16 protein-coding genes are annotated in these 19,861 nt (G+C 55.3%); 7 read left to right on the top strand and 9 right to left on the bottom strand.

What is annotated here, in order from left to right; all coding sequences use genetic code 11:
• Positions 1-43: 43 nt before the first annotated feature.
• The 3 genes from glyS to O3S68_RS17490 all read right to left on the bottom strand — a co-directional run bounded on the left by glyS (position 44) and on the right by O3S68_RS17490 (position 3,470).
• Positions 44-2,113: a glycine--tRNA ligase subunit beta gene (glyS, locus tag O3S68_RS17500; RefSeq protein WP_020455703.1), complete on the bottom strand. Its 2,070-nt coding sequence runs from the start codon at positions 2,111-2,113 to the stop codon at positions 44-46.
• Positions 2,114-2,122: 9 nt separating this feature from the next.
• Positions 2,123-3,034 (bottom strand): glycine--tRNA ligase subunit alpha, encoded by a 912-nt coding sequence (gene glyQ / locus O3S68_RS17495; protein ID WP_020455704.1) that lies wholly within the window; start codon positions 3,032-3,034, stop codon positions 2,123-2,125.
• Positions 3,035-3,170: 136 nt separating this feature from the next.
• The gene (locus O3S68_RS17490; protein WP_020455705.1) at positions 3,171-3,470 is read right to left on the bottom strand and encodes a YsaB family lipoprotein; all 300 of its coding nucleotides are present in this window, start codon (positions 3,468-3,470) and stop codon (positions 3,171-3,173) included.
• Between the two features lie 173 nt (positions 3,471-3,643).
• Here O3S68_RS17490 and O3S68_RS17485 point away from each other — a divergent pair, with 173 nt between their 5' ends.
• On the top strand, positions 3,644-4,639 hold the full coding sequence (locus O3S68_RS17485; protein ID WP_044489522.1) for an acyltransferase: 996 nt from the start codon (positions 3,644-3,646) through the stop codon (positions 4,637-4,639).
• Here O3S68_RS17485 and O3S68_RS17480 read toward each other — a convergent pair.
• The 4 genes from O3S68_RS17480 to xylA all read right to left on the bottom strand — a co-directional run bounded on the left by O3S68_RS17480 (position 4,632) and on the right by xylA (position 9,044).
• Positions 4,632-5,552, bottom strand: a complete 921-nt coding sequence (locus O3S68_RS17480; RefSeq protein ID WP_020455707.1) for a GlxA family transcriptional regulator — start codon at positions 5,550-5,552, stop codon at positions 4,632-4,634. The two genes, O3S68_RS17485 and O3S68_RS17480, sit on opposite strands and share 8 nt — an antisense overlap.
• Positions 5,552-6,088 (bottom strand): isochorismatase family protein, encoded by a 537-nt coding sequence (locus tag O3S68_RS17475; RefSeq protein WP_269232086.1) that lies wholly within the window; start codon positions 6,086-6,088, stop codon positions 5,552-5,554. The genes O3S68_RS17480 and O3S68_RS17475 overlap by 1 nt, the downstream gene beginning before the upstream one ends.
• Before the next feature lie 129 nt (positions 6,089-6,217).
• Positions 6,218-7,672: a xylulokinase gene (gene xylB / locus O3S68_RS17470; protein WP_269232085.1), complete on the bottom strand. Its 1,455-nt coding sequence runs from the start codon at positions 7,670-7,672 to the stop codon at positions 6,218-6,220.
• 49 nt (positions 7,673-7,721) lie between these two features.
• A complete protein-coding gene (xylA, locus tag O3S68_RS17465) occupies positions 7,722-9,044 on the bottom strand; it encodes a xylose isomerase (protein WP_020455710.1) in 1,323 nt (440 codons plus the stop codon).
• A 350-nt stretch (positions 9,045-9,394) separates the two neighbouring features.
• Between xylA and xylF the strand changes: the two genes are divergently transcribed.
• The 4 genes from xylF to xylR all read left to right on the top strand — a co-directional run bounded on the left by xylF (position 9,395) and on the right by xylR (position 14,447).
• A complete protein-coding gene (gene xylF / locus O3S68_RS17460) occupies positions 9,395-10,387 on the top strand; it encodes a D-xylose ABC transporter substrate-binding protein (RefSeq protein WP_020455712.1) in 993 nt (330 codons plus the stop codon).
• A gap of 78 nt (positions 10,388-10,465) precedes the next feature.
• Entirely contained in the window at positions 10,466-12,007 is a 1,542-nt protein-coding gene (locus O3S68_RS17455; RefSeq protein WP_045507558.1) for a xylose ABC transporter ATP-binding protein, read from the top strand.
• Positions 11,985-13,166, top strand: coding sequence for a xylose ABC transporter permease XylH (gene xylH / locus O3S68_RS17450; protein WP_269232084.1), 1,182 nt, complete (start codon positions 11,985-11,987; stop codon positions 13,164-13,166). Before O3S68_RS17455 ends, xylH begins: the two co-directional genes overlap by 23 nt.
• Positions 13,167-13,268: 102 nt before the next feature.
• On the top strand, positions 13,269-14,447 hold the full coding sequence (gene xylR, locus O3S68_RS17445; RefSeq protein WP_045507552.1) for a D-xylose utilization transcriptional activator XylR: 1,179 nt from the start codon (positions 13,269-13,271) through the stop codon (positions 14,445-14,447).
• 47 nt (positions 14,448-14,494) lie between these two features.
• Here the strand turns inward: xylR and O3S68_RS17440 are convergent, their stop codons facing one another.
• Positions 14,495-15,322 carry a protein bax gene (locus O3S68_RS17440; protein ID WP_044489523.1) on the bottom strand — a complete coding sequence of 276 codons (828 nt, stop codon included), beginning with the start codon at positions 15,320-15,322 and terminating at the stop codon, positions 14,495-14,497.
• Positions 15,323-15,637: 315 nt separating this feature from the next.
• Here O3S68_RS17440 and O3S68_RS17435 point away from each other — a divergent pair, with 315 nt between their 5' ends.
• Together O3S68_RS17435 and avtA are read left to right on the top strand one after the other, a co-directional pair.
• Positions 15,638-17,674 carry an alpha-amylase gene (locus tag O3S68_RS17435; RefSeq protein ID WP_269232083.1) on the top strand — a complete coding sequence of 679 codons (2,037 nt, stop codon included), beginning with the start codon at positions 15,638-15,640 and terminating at the stop codon, positions 17,672-17,674.
• Positions 17,675-17,823: 149 nt separating this feature from the next.
• Complete coding sequence (gene avtA / locus O3S68_RS17430; protein ID WP_442913173.1) at positions 17,824-19,074, top strand: valine--pyruvate transaminase; 1,251 nt, start codon at positions 17,824-17,826, stop codon at positions 19,072-19,074.
• A 184-nt stretch (positions 19,075-19,258) separates the two neighbouring features.
• Here the strand turns inward: avtA and O3S68_RS17425 are convergent, their stop codons facing one another.
• Positions 19,259-19,732: a 4Fe-4S dicluster domain-containing protein gene (locus O3S68_RS17425; protein ID WP_097406533.1), complete on the bottom strand. Its 474-nt coding sequence runs from the start codon at positions 19,730-19,732 to the stop codon at positions 19,259-19,261.
• Positions 19,733-19,861 lie beyond the last annotated feature (129 nt).

Raw genomic sequence — 19,861 nt, 5'->3', positions numbered from 1 at the left:
CATAAAAAAACCCGCCGCAGCGGGTTTTTTATTGCCATGACGATTACTGCAGCAGAGAGATATCCGCCACCTGCAGGAACAGTTCACGCAGTTTAGACAGCAATGTCAGACGGTTGATACGCACGTCTTTGTCGTCGGCATTCACCATCACGTTCTCAAAGAACTCATCCACCGGCTCGCGCAGCTGCGCCAGTTCGATTAATGCGTCCTGATAACGGCCTTCGGCAAAGTACGGCTGCAGCTTATCGCGCAGCACTACCAGGTTACCCGCCAGCTTAATTTCCGCCGCTTCTTTCAGCACCGAGGCGTGAACGATATCGTTCAGCGTCTCATCGGATTTCGCCAGGATATTGGAAACGCGCTTGTTCGCTGCAGCCAGCGCCGCCGCTTCGTCGAGCGTACGGAAGTGGGAAACCGCCTTCATACGCGCATCGAAATCTGCCGGTTTGGTCGGACGACGCGCCAGCACCGCCTGAATGGTATCCACGCTGTAGCCTTCGTCCTGATACCAGGCACGGAAACGGCCCAGCATGAAGTCGATCACATCATCAACCACTTTCGCGTTGGTCAGCTTGTCGCCGTACAGACGCACCGCTTCTTCGGTCAGGGTTTGCAGATCCAGCGCCAGGTTCTTCTCAACGATAATACGCAGCACGCCCAGCGCCGCGCGGCGCAGTGCGAACGGGTCTTTATCGCCTTTCGGATGCTGGCCGATACCGAAGATCCCCGCGAGGGTGTCCATCTTATCGGCAATCGCCAGCGCGCAGGCGATCGGGTTCGACGGCAGTTCATCACCGGCAAAACGCGGCTGATACTGCTCGTTCAGCGCCACAGCAACATCTTCTGCTTCGCCGTCGTGACGCGCATAGTGCATGCCCATCACGCCCTGGGTGTCGGTGAATTCGAACACCATGTTGGTCATCAGATCGCATTTGGAAAGCAGGCCCGCGCGCGTGGCGTGATTCACATCCGCGCCAATCTGCCCGGCAATCCAGCCCGCCAGCGCCTGAATACGATCGGTCTTGTCGCGCAGCGTACCCAGTTGTTGCTGGAACAGCACAGTTTGCAGACGCGGCAGATGATCTTCGAGGCGTTTTTTACGGTCGGTATTGAAGAAGAACTCGGCATCCGCCAGACGCGGGCGCACCACTTTTTCGTTACCGGAGATAATCTGCTGCGGATCTTTCGATTCGATGTTAGCGACGAAGATAAAGTTCGGCAGCAGTTTGCCGTCATTGCCATACACCGGGAAGTACTTCTGGTCACCTTTCATGGTGTAAACCAGCGCTTCCGCCGGAACGGCGAGGAATTTCTCTTCGAACTTCGCGGTCAGCACCACCGGCCATTCCACCAGCGAGGTCACTTCTTCCAGCAGGCTGTCGCTCAGATCGGCATTACCGCCAATCTTACGCGCCGCTTCTTCAGCATCCGCTTTGATTTTCGCTTTACGCGCGTCGTAATCGGCGATCACTTTGCCGCGCTCCAGCAGAATTTGCGGGTACTGATCGGCGTTATCGATGGTGAACTCCGGCTCGCCCATAAAGCGGTGGCCGCGAATCACGCGATCGGACTGAATACCCAGAATGGTTGCCGGAATAACGGTGTCGCCCAGCAGCAGCGTAACGGTGTGAACCGGACGAACAAACGTCACATCCGACGCGCCCCAGCGCATCAGTTTCGGGATCGGCAGCTTACCAAGCGAGTTAGCAATCATGTTCGGCAGCAGCGTTTCCACGCTTTCGCCTTTGACATGCGCACGATAGAGCAGCCATTCACCTTTGTCGGTGGTCAGACGCTCGGCCTGATCGACAGTGATACCGCAACCACGCGCCCAGCCTTCAGCCGCTTTGCTCGGCTTACCTTCCGCGTCAAACGCCTGGGCAATTGCCGGGCCGCGTTTTTCAACTTCGCGATCCGGCTGGGAAGCCGCCAGTTTCGCGACTTTTACCGCCAGACGGCGCGGCGCGGCAAACCACTGCACGTCGCCGTGGGTGACACCCGCCGCATCCAGCTCAGCGGTAACGTTGGCAGCGAAGGACTCGGCCAGGCTGCGCAGGGCTTTTGGTGGCAGCTCTTCGGTGCCGATTTCCACCAGGAAAGTTTTCTCAGACATGGCCGCCTCTTATTTATTTCTGTTACACATCGGGAAACCAAGGGCTTCACGGGAAGCGTAATACGCTTCAGCCACTGCTTTGGTCAGCGTGCGGATGCGCAGAATATAGCGCTGACGTTCCGTCACGGAGATGGCTTTACGCGCATCCAGCAGGTTGAAGCTATGGGCGGCCTTAAGAATGCGCTCGTAGGCAGGCAGCGGCAGCGGGTTTTCCAGCGCCAGCAGCTGCTGCGCTTCTTTTTCATACTGCTCGAAGCAGGTGAACAGGAAGTCGACATCCGCGTATTCGAAGTTGTAAGTGGATTGCTCCACTTCGTTTTGATGGAACACGTCGCCGTAAGTGGTTTTACCCAGCGGGCCGTCGCTCCAGACCAGGTCGTAAACGCTGTCCACGCCCTGAATGTACATCGCCAGACGTTCCAGACCGTAGGTGATTTCACCGGTAACCGGTTTACACTCCAGACCGCCAACTTGCTGGAAGTAGGTAAACTGCGTCACTTCCATGCCGTTCAGCCACACTTCCCAGCCCAGACCCCAGGCACCCAGCGTCGGGTTTTCCCAGTTGTCTTCCACGAAACGAATATCGTGAATGGTCGGATCCATACCCAGCTCTTTCAGTGACCCGAGGTACAGCTCCTGAATGTTATCCGGAGACGGTTTAATCACCACCTGGAACTGGTAATAGTGCTGTAAACGGTTCGGGTTTTCGCCATAGCGTCCATCGGTCGGACGGCGGGAAGGTTGCACATACGCGGTTGCCATCGGTTCTGGCCCCAGCGCGCGCAGGCTGGTCATTGGGTGCGATGTACCGGCGCCCACTTCCATGTCCAGAGGTTGAACAATGGTACAGCCCTGACGAGCCCAATAATCCTGTAAGGTCAGGATCAGACCCTGAAAGGTCCTGGTATCAAACTTTTGCATATTCTTTCGTGCTGGATACGTGTGGATTTAAAGGAAGCGCCCAGTATACCCGCTGGCTGCAAGATATACAGTACGAAACGGGTTTGTTTAAGGAAAATTGGGGAAAGCACGCGCCGTCGGGCGGGAATCTGGCGGTTTAGCGCATCGAAAGGTGTAAAAATTGGCCTTCCGCGTCAAAAGTGCAGACAAAGGCTTCCCGGCGCGGCGTCATGCCCCGCATTTCATAGCTGCCCTGAAATTGTTCAAAGCCAGTGACATCAATTTGCTGTACGCCGGTGTTGTAACGGCGAGCGGCGTTTTGTCTGCACAAATTTTCCATATCCAGCGAATGTTCGGGGCCGGGTCTGGCTTTTTGCGCTTGCTGCGCGGGAATATCTGCAGAGGCGCTGCAGCCAGCTAATAGCAGCACCAGCGCGGGGACAATACACTTCATCATTTTTATCACTGCCTGCTCGCGGGCTGTTATTTTTAAAGGCGGGGGAACGCAAATTTTGCAAATCTGCGCAAAACGCACAAGCAAGAGCGGTAAAACTCAGAATTATCTAATGAGATGGGCGGATAATCTTACAGTCTGAGGGAGTTGTCTTTAACGTGAACACAGAGGAACTGATGCAGTCGAAAATTTACTGGATAGATAATCTGCGAGGGATAGCCTGTTTAATGGTAGTGATGATCCATACCACTACCTGGTACATCACCAATCCTGCCAGTATTACCACTTTCGACTGGAATATCGCCAATATCCTCAACTCCGCTTCCCGCGTCAGTGTGCCGCTGTTTTTTATGATTTCCGGCTACCTCTTTTTTGGCGAACGCAGCGCACAGCCGCGCCACTTCTTGCGCATCGCGCTTTGTCTGGTGTTCTACAGCCTTATCGCCCTGCTCTATATCGTGCTGTTCACCTCGATTAACAGCGAGCTGTCGTTGAAAAACCTGCTGCAAAAACCGGTGTTTTATCACCTGTGGTTTTTCTTCGCCATTATCGTCATTTACCTGGTGTCGCCATTGATTCAGGTGAAAGCGCTCAGCGGCAAAATGTTGCTGGCATTAGTGGTGGTGATTGGCATTGTGGCCAACCCGAATACGGTGCCGCAGAAAATCGGCGGTTTTGAGTGGCTGCCGGTCAATCTTTATATTGGCGGGGATACGTTTTACTACATTCTGTACGGCATGCTGGGGCGCGCTATCGGCATGATGGAGACGCAAAAACGGGCATTAAGCTGGGTCTGCGCCGCCCTGTTTTTAGCCGCGGTGTTTGTGATTTCACGTGGTACGCTCAATGAGCTGAAATGGCGCGGTAATTTCGCCGATACCTGGTATCTCTACTGCGGGCCGATGGTCTTTCTTTGCGCCATCGCGCTGTTTACGCTCATCAAAAACACGCTGAATAGCCGCACGCTGCCGGGGTTGACGCTCATTTCTCACCATTCGCTGGGTATTTACGGTTTTCACGCGCTGATTATTCACGCCCTGCGCACGCGCGGCGTTGAAATCCACGCTTCACCGCTGCTCGATATAGTATGGATTTTCACTGCCACGCTGCTGGCGAGCCTGGCGCTGTCGATGCTGGTGCAACGCCTCGACAAACGCCGTTTCGTCAGTTAATGGCACGCTGGCGCGCACGCTGTAGCTGGCGCGGCGAGGAGAAACCGGCGGCGAGCGCGGCCTGCTCGGTGCCGCGCCCTTGCAACAGATACTGTTCGGCAATCACCAGCCGCAGCTGCTCCAGATAATCACGCACGCTGATCCCGAGATGTTGCTGGAACAGGCGCGTTAAATGTCGAGGGCTGACGTGCGCCCGCTCGGCAATGTCGCTCAGTTGCCAGGCTTTTTGCGGCTCCGCCGTCAACGCATCTTGTGCGCGATGCACCGCCGGATGCAGGTGGTTACGGTAGCGCAGCCACGGTGAAATTTGCGGATCTTCCCCGGAACGGCGGAACCAGACCACCATTTCCCGCGCTACCGCCAGCGCCGTCTCCGGCCCGCAAAACCGGTTAATCAGATGCAGCGCCAGATCAATACCGGAGGTGATGCCCGCACTGGTCCAGATGCTGCGATCCTCAATGAAAATACGGTTCTCTTTGACCAGCGCCGCAGGCGCCACCGCGCGTAAACGGGCAATGACATCATGGTGAGTGGTGCACTGAATGCCGTTCATCAGACCGGCCTTCGCCGCCAGCACCGCGCCGGAACAGACGCACATCAACGTAATGCTCTGGCTGTGGATCAGCGGTTGCAGGCGCATCAGCCAGTGCCGCACCGCGTTCGCCTGCGGCGTATCAAATAACCGTGAGGAATCTGACACACCTGGCAGCACCAGCAGGCTGCCTTCCGGCAAGGTATCCGGTAGCGGTGCAATATTGCCCATCGTCAGGCCAATCGAGGTCGACACACTCGCTTCCGGCCCAACGTAGTGCAGGCGAAAAGCGTTACCTGCCAGCGCGAAGGTTTCCGCCGGGCCGGTCATATCCAGCGCCAGAACGCCGGGCAACATCACAAACCAGACATCTGTGGTCATTACAGTTCCAGAATTTCGTGGACGGTTTTAATGGCAGCGAAGCGGCCTTCCAGCACGGTTTCAGTGTGGTGGCGCAGCGCGTTGCAATCCAGCGTAACCCCTTTATGCGTCATCGGGAAGGTCAGTGTCGCTTCGCTGACAAAGGTCACACGATACCCCAGATCCGATGCGACGCGCGCGGTGGTTTCACAGCACTGCTCGGTGCGAATACCGCAAATAATCAGGTGGTTGATGTCGCGGCTGCGCAGCCAGTGATCGAGCCCGGTATCGGTAAACGCATTGTGCACATGCTTATAAAACGTTACGGCGGCGCGGTGTTGCAGGAAGGGCATCGGCGTGACAAAACCGCTCTCCAGCGAAAACGGCCCGCTGTCGGCGACATGAAAGATATCGACTACCGGTACGCCACGTGCTTCACAGCCAGCGATAAGCGTGGAGATGGCCTGCTGAAACGCGGCGAAATCCGTATCTTGCCAGTAGTCACGATGGAAAAAAGATTGCTGTGTGTCGATGTTAATCAGCGCGGTGCGGGACATTTCAGGACTCCTTGCTCAGTAGGGTTAACGCTATTGTGGCAAGGAGTTTTGCGCCTGCTAAGACCAAAAAAGGACAACATCATGGTGATTCCAGCCCACCTGAACAGCGGGCTGGATAAGCAGGAAAAATCAGGACATCAGCGGCAGTAGCTGCTGATAGATACGGCGGAACGTTTCGCGGCGTGGCGCGTAATGAGCATGTCGGACAGCATCCGGTGCGTGCTGTTGCTCAACCGGCAGTTGCGGCAGTAGCGTCGCCAGAGGCGTTTGCGGATTGACGGCAATTTGCGCCAGCCGCGCCGCGCCAAGCGCTGGCCCAACATCACCGCCGGTGCGGTAATCGAGCTGCAATCCGCTGATATCCGCCAGCATTTGCCGCCACCATGCGCTGCGCGCACCACCTCCGATAAGCGTAATGCTCTGCGGCGTGACGCCACAGGCGTGGACGACATCCATACCATCCGCCAGCGCGAAACCGACACCTTCCAGCACGGCGCGGGCAAGTTCTTCGCGGCCATGCTGATGCGTCAGACCAAAGAACACGCCTTTCGCCTGTGGGTTGTTATGCGGCGTACGCTCGCCGGAAAGGTAGGGTAAAAACCACAGATCCCCGGCGTTATCGTCCGCCTGTTGCGCGGCGTTAATCAATGCCGGAACTGACTCCAGCCCCGTAAGCTTCGCCGCCCAGTCCAGGCACGACGCCGCGCTAAGCATTACCGACATCAAATGCCAGCGGCCAGGCAGCGCGTGACAAAAACTGTGTACCGCGCTTTCGGGTTTACTGAGGAACCCTTCGCTGACGGCAAAATAGACCCCGGATGTGCCCAGTGACAACATCGCCTGGCCTGCGTCTGCCATACCGACGCCGACAGCACCGGCGGCGTTATCTCCGCCGCCCGCGACAACCGGAACGACGGGCATCGCCCAGCGCCGGGCGATCTCGGGTAACAGTTCGCCGGTAATTTCGCTGCCTTCAAACAGCGCAGGCATATGCGCACGTGAAAGCGAGCAGGCAGCCAGCATGTCATCGCTCCAGTCGCGTTTCGCCACATCCAGCCACATGGTTCCCGCCGCGTCGGACATGTCGCTGGCGAATACGCCAGACATTTTCAAACGCAGAAAATCTTTAGGCAGCAAGACCTTCGCCACACGAGCAAATATTTCTGGCTCGTGACGCTGCACCCACAAAAGTTTCGGCGCGGTAAAACCGGGCATCATCAGGTTGCCGGTAATCGCACGGGAATTTTTGACCTTTTCTTCCAGCAGCGCGCACTCTTCGCCGCAGCGACCGTCATTCCACAGAATGGCCGGGCGCAACACCTGGTTATCTTTATCAAGCAGCGTCGCGCCGTGCATCTGCCCGGCGAGGCCCATCGCTTTTACCTGCTGTAACGAGTGCGCCTCGCCCAATGCCAGAATGGCGCGGTCCGTCGCTTGCCACCACGCTTCGGGATCTTGCTCCGACCACAACGGGTGCGGTCGCGACACGCTGAGTTTTTCCGTATGCGAGGCCAGCACCTCGCCCTGCTCACCGAGCAGAATCGCCTTCACGCCAGAGGTGCCGAGATCGATCCCGATATACATAGTGACCACTCCTTTTTAGTGCGCCGCGTTATCGGCGGCGCAGAACGGTTTACTTATCAAACAGGTAGTAGTTAACCAGGTTTTCCAGTTGCTCCTGATGACCGCTCTGGTGGCGCGGTGCCAGGTTCTGCTGTTCAGCGTACTTCGCCAGCTCCGCGAGGCTAAGCTGCCCCTGCAAAATTTGCTGGCCCAGCTCACCATTCCAGCCCGCATAGCGTTTCGCTACGCGTTTATCCAGCTCGCCCTCTTCCACCATGCGAGCCGCCACTTTCAGCGCCAGCGCCATGGTGTCCATCGCGCCAATATGACCATAGAAAAGGTCGTATTTATCGGTGCTCTGACGGCGTACTTTGGCGTCAAAATTCAGGCCGCCGGTAGTGAAACCACCCGCTTTGAGGATTTCATACATCACCAGCGCGTTCTCTTCGACGCTGTTCGGGAACTGGTCGGTATCCCAGCCGAGCTGCGGGTCGCCGCGGTTTGCATCCACTGAACCAAACAGCCCCAGCGCGATGGCCGTGGCGATTTCATGATGGAAGGAGTGACCGGCAAGTGTGGCGTGGTTGGCTTCGATATTCAGTTTAATCTCTTTCTCCAGACCAAACTGTTTCAGGAACCCATAAACGGTAGCGGCGTCATAATCGTACTGGTGCTTGGTCGGTTCCTGCGGTTTTGGTTCGATAAGCAACGTGCCGCGAAAACCGATTTTGTGTTTGTGTTCCACCACCATATGCATGAAGCGGCCAATCTGTTCGCGCTCCTGGCGCAGATCGGTATTCAACAAGGTTTCATAACCCTCGCGACCGCCCCACAGCACGTAGTTTTCGCCACCAAGTTTGTGAGTGGCGTTCATGGCGGTCACCACCTGCGTCGCCGCCCAGCTGAATACTTCCGGGTCCGGGTTGGTCGCCGCGCCCGCACCATAGCGCGGGTTGGTAAAGCAGTTCGCCGTGCCCCATAACAGCTTCACGCCGCTCTGCTGCTGTTTTTCCGCCAGCACGTCCACCATCTGCGCAAAATTGTTCAGATACTCTTTCAGCGACGCGCCTTCCGGCGAAACGTCCACATCGTGGAAGCAGTAATAGGGCACATTGAGTTTATGAAAAAACTCAAACGCGACATCGGCTTTACGCTTCGCCATCGCAATGGCTTCGCCAGGCTGTTGCCATGGGCGATCGAAGGAGCCCACACCAAACATATCTGCGCCGTTCCAGCAGAAGGTATGCCAGTAGCAGGCAGCAAAACGCAGGTGATCTTCCATGCGCTTACCGAGCACTAGCTCATCCGGATTGTAATGACGAAACGCTAAAGGATTCGTGGTTTTTGGACCTTCAAAACGAACCCGATCCAGCTGGTCGAAATAAGCTTGCATAATGAGCTCCATTGGCGAGTGTACAAATCTGACGTTAATACTGGATTCTCTCTCTGACTCGCTCAATTACGTTATTTCACACTGCTATTAAGAGAATGCACAAACGTGCGCTGGCTCGCAAAATAATGATATCTGCGGCTGCGAGGCGCCTTCCTGTTTTTTATGCAAAATCGGTTTTGCTTTTTTTAAAATAAGATCGCGGTCATAAATCAGCAAATAAACCAAAAAACGTAATGCCCGGATAAAAATCTGTAATTGCCAGAGAAGAATTCTGCGTTAAGAATTTGCTCGTCTATAGCAGTGCATGTTTCTTTTATCTCGCCCTTCACCCTACAAAAGGTATTACTATTATGAAGATAAAGAACCTTTGCCTTACACTCTGCGCCTCCCTGCTGCTGGCAAGCGCTTTCGGCCATGCCAAAGAGGTGAAAATCGGCATGGCGATTGACGATTTACGCCTTGAACGCTGGCAAAAAGACCGCGATATCTTTGTGAAAAAAGCCGAGTCGCTCGGCGCTAACGTGTTTGTTCAATCCGCAAACGGAAATGAAGAAACGCAGATGTCGCAAATTGAAAATATGATCAACCGTGGCGTCGACGTACTGGTTATTATTCCCTACAACGGCCAGGTGTTAAGTAACGTAATAAAAGAAGCCAAACAGGAAGGAATTAAAGTCCTGGCTTACGATCGCATGATTAATAATGCCGATATCGATTTCTATATCTCTTTCGATAATGAAAAAGTCGGGGAATTACAGGCGCAAAGCCTGGTAAGCAAAGTCCCGCAGGGAAATTACTTTTTAATGGGCGGATCGCCGGTAGATAATAACGCCAAGTTATTCCGCGCTGGGCAAATGAAGGTATTAAAACCCTATATTGATAGCGGGAAAATTAAAATTGTCGGCGATCAATGGGTCGATGGCTGGTTACCGGAAAACGCGCTGAAGATTATGGAAAACGCCCTCACCGCCAACAATAACAAAATTGATGCGGTGGTTGCTTCCAACGATGCCACCGCTGGCGGCGCGATTCAGGCGCTGAGCGCCCAGGGTCTGGCCGGAAAAGTGGCGATTTCGGGCCAGGATGCCGACCTCGCAGGGGTGAAACGGTTGATTAACGGCAGCCAGACCATGACGGTCTATAAGCCAATCACCCAACTGGCGAATACGGCGGCGGAAATCGCTGTCGAACTGGGTAACGGCAAAACGCCAAAAGCGGACGCTTCACTGAATAACGGCCTGAAAGATGTCCCTGCCCGCCTGTTGACGCCAATTGAAGTCACCAAAGACAACATCGACGCTACTGTCATCAAAGACGGCTTCCATCAGAAAAATCAGCTCTAAAACCGTCGGCGCGCCTGCGGGCGCGTCGGCTGCCATCTCTTTCAGGCGCTGTATATCAGCGAATGACGTGGAGCAGCCATGCCTTATTTACTTGAAATGAAAAATATCACCAAAACTTTTGGTGTCGTAAAGGCGATAGATAACGTCAGCCTGCACCTTAACGCGGGTGAGGTGCTCTCGCTGTGCGGTGAGAACGGTTCGGGTAAATCCACGCTGATGAAAGTGCTGTGTGGGATTTACCCGGCTGGCAGTTACGAGGGAGAAATTATTTTTGCGGGCGAAACCCTGCAAGCCAGCCATATCCGCGACACCGAGCGGAAAGGTATCGCCATCATTCACCAGGAGCTGGCGCTGGTGAAACATTTAACCGTGCTGGAAAACATTTTCCTCGGTACGGAAATCACGCGTCACGGCGTGATGGATTACGACCAAATGACACTGCGCTGCGAAAAATTGCTCAAACAGGTGAGCCTGTCGATTTCACCGGATACCCGGGTGGGCGATTTAGGGCTCGGGCAACAGCAACTGGTCGAAATCGCCAAAGCGCTGAACAAACAGGTGCGGCTGCTTATCCTTGATGAACCCACCGCTTCGCTGACCGAGCAGGAAACCGCCGTGTTGCTGGATATCATCCGCGACCTGCGCAACCACGATATCGCCTGCGTTTACATTTCCCACAAGCTGAATGAAGTCAAAGCGATATCGGACACCATCTGCGTTATCCGTGATGGCAAGCATATCGGTACGCGTGATGCCGCTGGCATGAGCGAAGACGACATCATCACGATGATGGTAGGTCGCGAACTGACCGCGCTCTACCCCAATGAACCGCATGCGACAGGCGAGGAGATCCTGCGCGTTGAACATCTTACCGCCTGGCATCCGGTAAACCGCCATATCAAACGGGTGAACGATATTTCATTCAGCCTGAAGCGCGGCGAGATCCTTGGCATCGCCGGGCTGGTCGGCGCAGGGCGGACCGAAGCGGTGCAGTGCCTGTTTGGCGTCTGGCCGGGGCGCTGGGAAGGGCAAATTTTCCTTGATGGCAAAGCGGTACAGATTCACAACTGCCAGCAGGCTATCGACTTTGGCATTGCCATGGTGCCGGAAGACCGCAAAAAAGACGGCATCGTGCCGGTGATGGCGGTGGGTAAGAACATCACGCTGGCGGCGCTTAACCAGTTTACCGGCGTGTTAAGCAGCCTGGACGACGCCGCCGAACAGGCGTGCATTTTACAGTCGCTCCAGCGGCTAAAAGTGAAAACGTCTTCCCCGGAGCTGGCAATCGGCCGCCTGAGCGGGGGCAACCAGCAAAAGGCGATTCTCGCCCGCTGCCTGTTACTCAACCCGCGCATCCTGATCCTCGATGAACCCACGCGCGGTATCGATATCGGCGCGAAATACGAAATCTACAAACTGATTAACCAATTAGTGCAGCAGGGGATCGCCGTCATCGTTATCTCATCCGAGCTTCCCGAAGTGCTGGGATTAAGCGATCGGGTGCTGGTGATGCATGAAGGCAAGCTAAAAGCCGATCTCATCAATCGTAATCTGACCCAGGAGCAGGTCATGGAAGCGGCGCTGAGGAGCGAACATCATGTCGAAAAGCAACCCGTCTGAAATTAAATTAACTACCGCCTCACCAGGGGCTTTTTCCGCGCTGAAGTCCCTTAACTTACAAGTATTTGTGATGATTGCCGCCATTGTGGTGATCATGCTGTTTTTCACCGGCATGACCGATGGCGCCTACCTGAGCGCGCGTAATATCTCTAACCTGCTGCGCCAAACCGCGATCACCGGCATCCTGGCGGTGGGAATGGTGTTTGTCATTATCTCTGCCGAAATTGACCTCTCCGTTGGCTCCATGATGGGGTTGCTCGGCGGTGCGGCGGCGATTTTCGATGTCTGGCTGGGCTGGCCGCTGCCGCTAACCGTGGCGGTAACACTGGTGCTCGGCCTGCTGCTTGGCGCCTGGAACGGCTGGTGGGTGGCGTATCGCAAAGTCCCTTCATTTATCGTCACGCTGGCCGGGATGCTGGCTTTTCGCGGCGTGCTGATCGGCATTACTAACGGCACCACAGTTTCCCCCACCAGCGCGGCAATGTCGCAGATTGGCCAAAGCTATCTACCAGACGGCGTAGGTTTCGGCGTAGGCTTGCTGGGCCTGGTGGCTTTTGTACTCTGGCAGTGGCGCGGGCGTATGCGTCGGCAGACGCTGGGGCTGGCAACGTCACCCTCATCAACAGCGGTTGGACGTCAGGCAATTATCGCAGTGATCGTGCTGGGAGCCATTTGGCTGCTGAATGATTACCGGGGTGTCCCCACTCCGGTACTGCTGCTGGCCTTTTTACTGCTGGCGGGCATGTTTATGGCGACGCGCACCGCGTTTGGCCGCCGTATTTACGCTATTGGCGGCAACCTGGAAGCAGCACGGCTTTCCGGCATTAACGTCGAGCGCACCAAACTTGCGGTATTTTCCATTAACGGGCTGATGGTGGCGATTGCCGGCTTGATCCTCAGTTCGCGCCTCGGGGCAGGCTCACCTTCCGCCGGGAATATCGCCGAACTGGACGCCATTGCCGCTTGTGTGATTGGCGGCACCAGCCTTGCAGGCGGTATTGGTAGCGTCGCGGGTGCGGTAATGGGCGCGTTTATTATGGCGTCGCTGGATAACGGCATGAGCATGATGGATGTGCCGACGTTCTGGCAATACATCGTCAAAGGGGCCATTTTGCTGCTGGCTGTGTGGATGGATTCCGCCACCAAACGGCGGGCCTGAAAACTGTGAATTAAGGCGCGATCACACGGCCGGATCTTTTTTATTCATCAGTTTGATGAATATGATAATGAGATCGGATGGAAAGTCAGGAAGCAAACCAACATGTTTGAGAAGCGCCATCGCATCACATTGTTATTTAATGCCAATAAAGCCTACGACCGCCAGGTTGTCGAAGGGGTCGGCGAGTATTTGCAAGCCTCGCAATCCGAGTGGGATATTTTCATTGAAGAGGATTTTCGCGCCCGCATTGAAAATATCAAAGAGTGGCTGGGCGATGGCGTGATCGCCGATTATGACGATCGGGACATTGAGCGTCTGCTGGCGGATGTCGACGTGCCAATTGTCGGCGTGGGCGGCTCTTATCACACCCCGGAGCACTACCCGCCGGTGCATTACATCGCGACCGACAACTACGCGCTGGTGGAGAGCGCGTTTTTGCATCTGAAAGAGAAAGGCGTGCACCGTTTTGCGTTCTACGGCCTGCCGTCCTCCAGCGGCAAACGCTGGGCGGCAGAACGTGAGCACGCCTTCTGCCAGTTAGTGGCGCAAGAGAAGTACCGCGGCGTGGTTTACCAGGGGCTGACCACCGCGCCTGAGAACTGGCAACATGCGCAAAACCGGCTGGCGGACTGGCTGCAAACGCTGCCGCCGCAGACCGGCATTATCGCCGTGACCGACGCCCGCGCACGTCATGTTCTGCAAGTGTGTGACCATTTACATATTCCGGTGCCGGAAAAACTGTGCGTGATTGGCATCGATAACGAAGAACTCACCCGCTATCTCTCGCGCGTTGCGCTCTCTTCCGTGGCACAGGGAACCCGGCAAATGGGCTACCAGGCGGCGAAGCTACTGCATCGTCTGCTGGATAACGAAACCATGCCATTACAACGGTTGCTGGTGCCACCGGTACGTGTGGTGGCGCGGCGCTCGACGGATTACCGCTCGCTGAACGACCCGGCGGTGATTCAGGCGATGCATTACATTCGCAATCACGCCTGTAAAGGCATCAAAGTGGATCAGGTGCTGGATGCCGTTGGCATCTCGCGTTCCAACCTGGAAAAGCGCTTTAAAGAAGAGGTCGGTGAGACGATTCACGCGGTAATTCATGCGGAGAAACTGGAAAAGGCGCGTAGCCTGCTGATATCAACGTCGCTCTCGATCAATGAAATCTCACAGATGTGCGGCTACCCGTCGCTGCAATATTTCTATTCGGTGTTTCGTAAAGAGTACGACAGCACACCAAAAGACTATCGCGACCGCTATAGCGAAATCCTTATTTAGCACAAAGAAAAACGCCTTCCGGCTGGAAGGCGTTTACAGAGCTGATATTACATATGGGCGGCGATTAACTGCTGATTGTCCTGATACATGGCAAACAGGTAGTTGTTGTAACTCTCGCCACGGGTTGAGTAACCCTTCAGCTTGTGAATCATGTTGGTCGCCGTCACTTCCTGATCCGCTTTACGCAGCTGCGCACGGGATTTACGGAATGACGCATAGGCTGTGTGCGTATTCAGGTTGGTGACGTAAGCATCCACCGATTCCTGGAGGGAGTTAAAGTGAGAGTAACCTTTCACTTTGCCAGCCCCGTTTTTACAGGCACCTTTCGCACATTTCATGCCAAACAGATTGTTGTTGGTACGCGCCAGTTTTGACGTGCCCCAACCACTTTCCGCTGCCGCCATCGTCGCAACCATGCTGTCCGGGATAATGTCTACACGCTCCAGCAGGGCGTTCCATGGAATACGGCGCGTATTCCCGTTCCAGCTGATTTTGTAGCGTTGCGTAATATCCTTCAGACGCGCGCGCTCGGCAGGCGACCATTGGCTATTGTACTGTTTTGACAGCAACCAGTTACGCTCGGCGGTAATCGCAGAGTTTTTACTGGTGATATAAGGCATTACCGTCCGGAGAAACGCTTTTTTCCTTGGTGTTCCGGAAGGGTATTTTCGCAAATCAGGAAGTGAACTACTTTTTACACTATTGCGAGAATACTCTTGTTTACTGCTTGCCTGTTTTTTTACGCTTGCCTTAGTGACGTGGGCTTTGTGACTCGCTGTTTCTGTGTGCGTCTTCGCCAGCACCCCACCTGAAAATATCAAGGTGGAAAACATGAGTATCGTGGCCCCAAGTCGTCGCATGGGTATCGATATCATTAGGTCTCCTGGTCGGATATGAACATTCCAACACCTTCTTTTTTGCATGATTTTGAGAGCTGAATCTCAAATCATACCAAAAATAGCCTGCAAGAGCACGTACAGAAATAATCCAATTCTGAAATCATGTCACCAGGAAACTGCACACAAAACGGACAATCTCTTATAAATGTGGCGGTTATCGCAAATCTAAACCGACAATCTATGCGCGATCGCTCACCCTGCGCCCTCCTCCCTGGCGATTACGACCAGGGAGGAGTTTCCCCGCTAAACGGAGTGGCAAACTGGGGAAAATCGCCATCACTGGGACATCCAATGAAACACTCCGCGTTTTTACTGCTGTTGCTTCCCGGCATCGCTCTCGCCGACTGGTCCGCCGCTGGTTTTCCCCCTTTAACTGACGACGGCACCGGCCTCTGGCGCTGCCAGGCCGCGCTGAAAAAAGGCGAATATCCAATCGCGTTACAGCAGGGTCAGCAGTGCTGGCAGCCCGCCAGCGGCATCAAGCTGAACCAAATGCTTTCGTTGAAGCCTTGCAGCGGCAGTGCGCCGCAGTGGCGGATATTCCGTGATGGCGATTACCAGATACAGCTCGATACCCGCTCCGGCACACCAACGTTGCTGCTCAGTGTCAAAAGCGAGGCCAGCGATACGCCTGCCAAACTAGCGCGCCAGTGTCCGGTGCGTGACGATAAGCCGCTGACCGTGCCTGTTGGCAACACCTTCCCGGAAGGCAGCCTGGTACGCGATTTCTACAGCCAGCAAACCGCCACGGTACGCGACGGGAAAATCACCCTGCAACCCGCACCGGAAAGTGACGGTCTTCTGCTGCTGGAAAAAGCGCAAACGCAGGGTGCAGCTCCATTCGAGTGGCATAACGCCACGGTCTATTTCGTGCTTACCGATCGCTTTGTGAATGGTAATCCCGCCAATGACAACAGCTACGGGCGGCATAAAGATGGGATGCAGGAGATTGGCACTTTTCACGGCGGCGACCTGCAAGGGCTAACCAGCAAACTGGATTACTTGCAGCAACTGGGAGTCAACGCGTTATGGATAAGTTCGCCGCTGGAGCAGATCCACGGCTGGGTTGGCGGTGGTACAAAAGGGGATTTCCCCCACTATGCCTACCACGGTTATTACACGCAGGACTGGACGCGCCTCGACGCCAACATGGGCAGCGAAGACGATCTGCGTAAATTAGTTGATGAAGCGCACCGCCGCGGCATTCGCGTGCTGTTTGATGTGGTGATGAATCACACCGGCTATGCGACGCTGGCCGATATGCAAACCTTCCAGTTCGGCGCGCTGTATCTGAAAGACGAGGAGCGCAAGAAAATCCTCGGCGAGCACTGGACAGACTGGCGTCCCGCCGTCGGGCAAAGCTGGCACAGCTTCAATGATTACATCAACTTTAGCGATAAAACCGCCTGGCAGAACTGGTGGGGCAAAAACTGGATCCGCACCGATATCGGCGATTATGACAACCCCGGTTTTGACGACCTCACCATGTCGCTGGCGTTTTTGCCCGATCTGAAAACCGAATCCGCCACCCCTTCCGGGCTGCCGGTGTTTTATCGCCACAAACCGGATACGCGCGCACGCGAAATCGCAGGGTTTACACCGCGCGATTACCTTACTCATTGGCTCAGCGAGTGGGTGCGCGAGTACGGCATTGACGGTTTTCGCGTTGATACGGCTAAACATGTCGAGCTGGCAGCCTGGCAACAATTAAAAACGCAGGCCACGGCGGCGCTCGCCGAATGGAAAAAGGCCAATCCGCAGAAAAAAATCGATGACGCCCCTTTCTGGATGACCGGCGAATCCTGGGGCCACGGTGTGATGCAGAGTGATTACTACCGCCATGGCTTTGATGCGATGATCAATTTTGACTATCAGCAACAGGCCGCCGACGCGGTATCGTGTCTGGCGAATATGGATACTGTCTGGCAACAGATGGCCGACAAACTGCAAAGCTTTAATGTGCTGAGCTATCTCTCCTCGCACGATACCCGCTTGTTCCGCGAGGGCGGCCAGCAAGCCGCAGAGCTTTTGCTGCTCGCCCCCGGCGCGGTGCAGATCTTTTACGGTGATGAAAGCGCGCGGCCGTTTGGCCCGACAGGATCCGATCCGCTACAAGGTACGCGATCGGATATGAACTGGCAGGATCTCGACGGCAAAAGTGCCGCCGGCCTGCGGCACTGGCAAACATTGGGCCAGTTCCGCGCGCGCCACCCGGCGCTGGGCATGGGCAAACAGACCACGCTTACGCTGCCGCAGGGCTACGGTTTTGTGCGTGAACAGGGTGATGACAAAGTGATGGTGGTCTGGGCGGGCGCGGCTCGCCACTGAGCCATAAAACAAATATCAGCATAATATATCGCTAAACTGCTATCGATAAGAATTAAGAGTGGAAAAGGCGCATCGGCGGTGATTTGCACCTCGCCGTCCGGAGCGCTATGGTTAGCCACTTTGATCCGCAGCCCGACAGAGCAGTAGCGATGACATTTTCACTTTTCGGCGACAAATTTACCCGCCATGCAGGCATTACGCGCCTGATGGAGGATCTCAACGACGGTTTACGCACCCCTGGCGCTATCATGCTCGGCGGCGGTAACCCGGCACAAATCCCGGCGATGACCGATTACTTCCACAACCTGCTTACAGACATGGTGGAAAACGGCAAAGCGACTGATGCGCTGTGCAATTATGACGGCCCGCAGGGTAAAACGGAGCTACTGACGGCGCTGGCAGGTATGCTGCGTGAAGAGTTAGGTTGGGATATTGAGCCACAGAATATTGCACTAACAAACGGCAGCCAGAGCGCGTTTTTCTACTTGTTCAACCTGTTTGCTGGCCGTCGCGCCGATGGAAGCACCAGAAAAGTGCTTTTCCCGCTGGCACCGGAGTACATCGGCTATGCCGATTCCGGGCTGGAAGAAGATCTGTTTGTCTCCGCACGCCCCAATATTGAACTGCTGCCGGACGGGCAGTTTAAGTACCATGTCGATTTTGAACACCTGCATATTGGCGAAGAGACCGGCATGATCTGTGTCTCGCGCCCGACCAACCCGACCGGCAACGTGATCACTGACGAAGAGCTGATGAAGCTGGATGTGCTGGCGAATCAGCACAACATTCCGCTGGTGATTGATAACGCTTACGGCGTCCCTTTCCCGGGCATTATCTTTAGCGAAGCGCGCCCGTTGTGGAATCCGAACATTATTCTGTGCATGAGCCTGTCGAAGCTGGGCCTGCCGGGCAGCCGCTGCGGCATCATCATCGCCAGCGAAAAAATCATCTCCGCCATTCGCAATATGAACGGCATTATCAGCCTCGCGCCCGGCGGCATTGGCCCGGCGATGATGTGCGAAATGATTAAGCGCAAAGATTTGCTGCGCCTTTCTGAAGAGGTGATCAAACCGTTTTACTACCAGCGGGTACAGGAAACGATCTCCACGCTGCGTCGCTATTTACCGGAAGAGCGCTGCCTTATTCACAAACCGGAAGGGGCGATTTTCCTCTGGCTGTGGTTTAAAGACCTGCCGATCAGCACCGAGCTGCTGTATCAACGGCTGAAAAAACGCGGCGTGCTGATGGTACCTGGCGACTACTTCTTCCCGGGGCTGGATAAACCCTGGCCGCACACGCATCAGTGCATGCGCATGAACTATGTGCCGGAGCCGGAGCTTATCGAAGCGGGCGTGAAGATCCTTGCCGAAGAGATTGAAAAAGCCTGGCAGGAAAATTAAAGCAAACATGCTGAATTAAGCCCTCTGTCGAGGGCTTTTTTTATCACTAACGAAAACGGGCGCATCAGTACCGGGTTTGCTTTGCCTGACGTCTGCGGATTTAACGCACGCAGAACTGGCAGCAGCTTTTCTTTACGGTTGGCGGGTTTTCCGCTGCTTTGCGCCATTCACACCGATTTGCTGGCTAGCGCCGCTGGCTTTGTAGCCGGTTCTCGCGAAGTTGTGCCGGGTTTATGCAACGCAGCGCGTTGGTCGGGCAGGCTTCGACACAGGCCGGGCCGTTTTCGCGATGCTGGCACAGATCGCATTTCAGTGCCTGCGCCCGGTTCTCAACGCGCATCACCTGCATAGCACCAAACGGGCAGGCAATCATGCAGCTTTTGCAGCCGATACAGCGCGATTGCTCAACCAGCACCGCCCCATTGGCCCGACCGATCGCACCGACCGGGCAGACATTGGCGCAGGGTGCGTCTTCGCAATGATGGCAGGTGACGGCAGTGGAGAAATCGCCTGTTTTCACCACGCGGATGCGTGCAGAAAAGGTCGCGGGCTTCACACCCGAGCAGTCCTGATTATCTTCATGCGACACCACACACGCCACTTCGCAGGTGCGACAGCCGATGCATTTGGCCGCATCAGCGATAATAAAACGGTTCATTCCCCACTCCACCGGGCACGAAAACGACAAGGGTGCCAGAAAAAACCGCCGCAATGCTTTGATCGCAAGCGGGAAAGCCGCCAGTTTTGTCATTTGCCTGAACATTTCCGGCAATCTGTATCACGCGCT

The sequence above is a fragment of the Kosakonia sp. SOY2 genome (assembly GCF_027109175.1).
Taxonomy (GTDB): Bacteria; Pseudomonadota; Gammaproteobacteria; order Enterobacterales; family Enterobacteriaceae; genus Kosakonia.
Note: the sequence above shows the minus strand (reverse complement) of the source record. Positions and strands in the feature narration are given on the sequence as shown.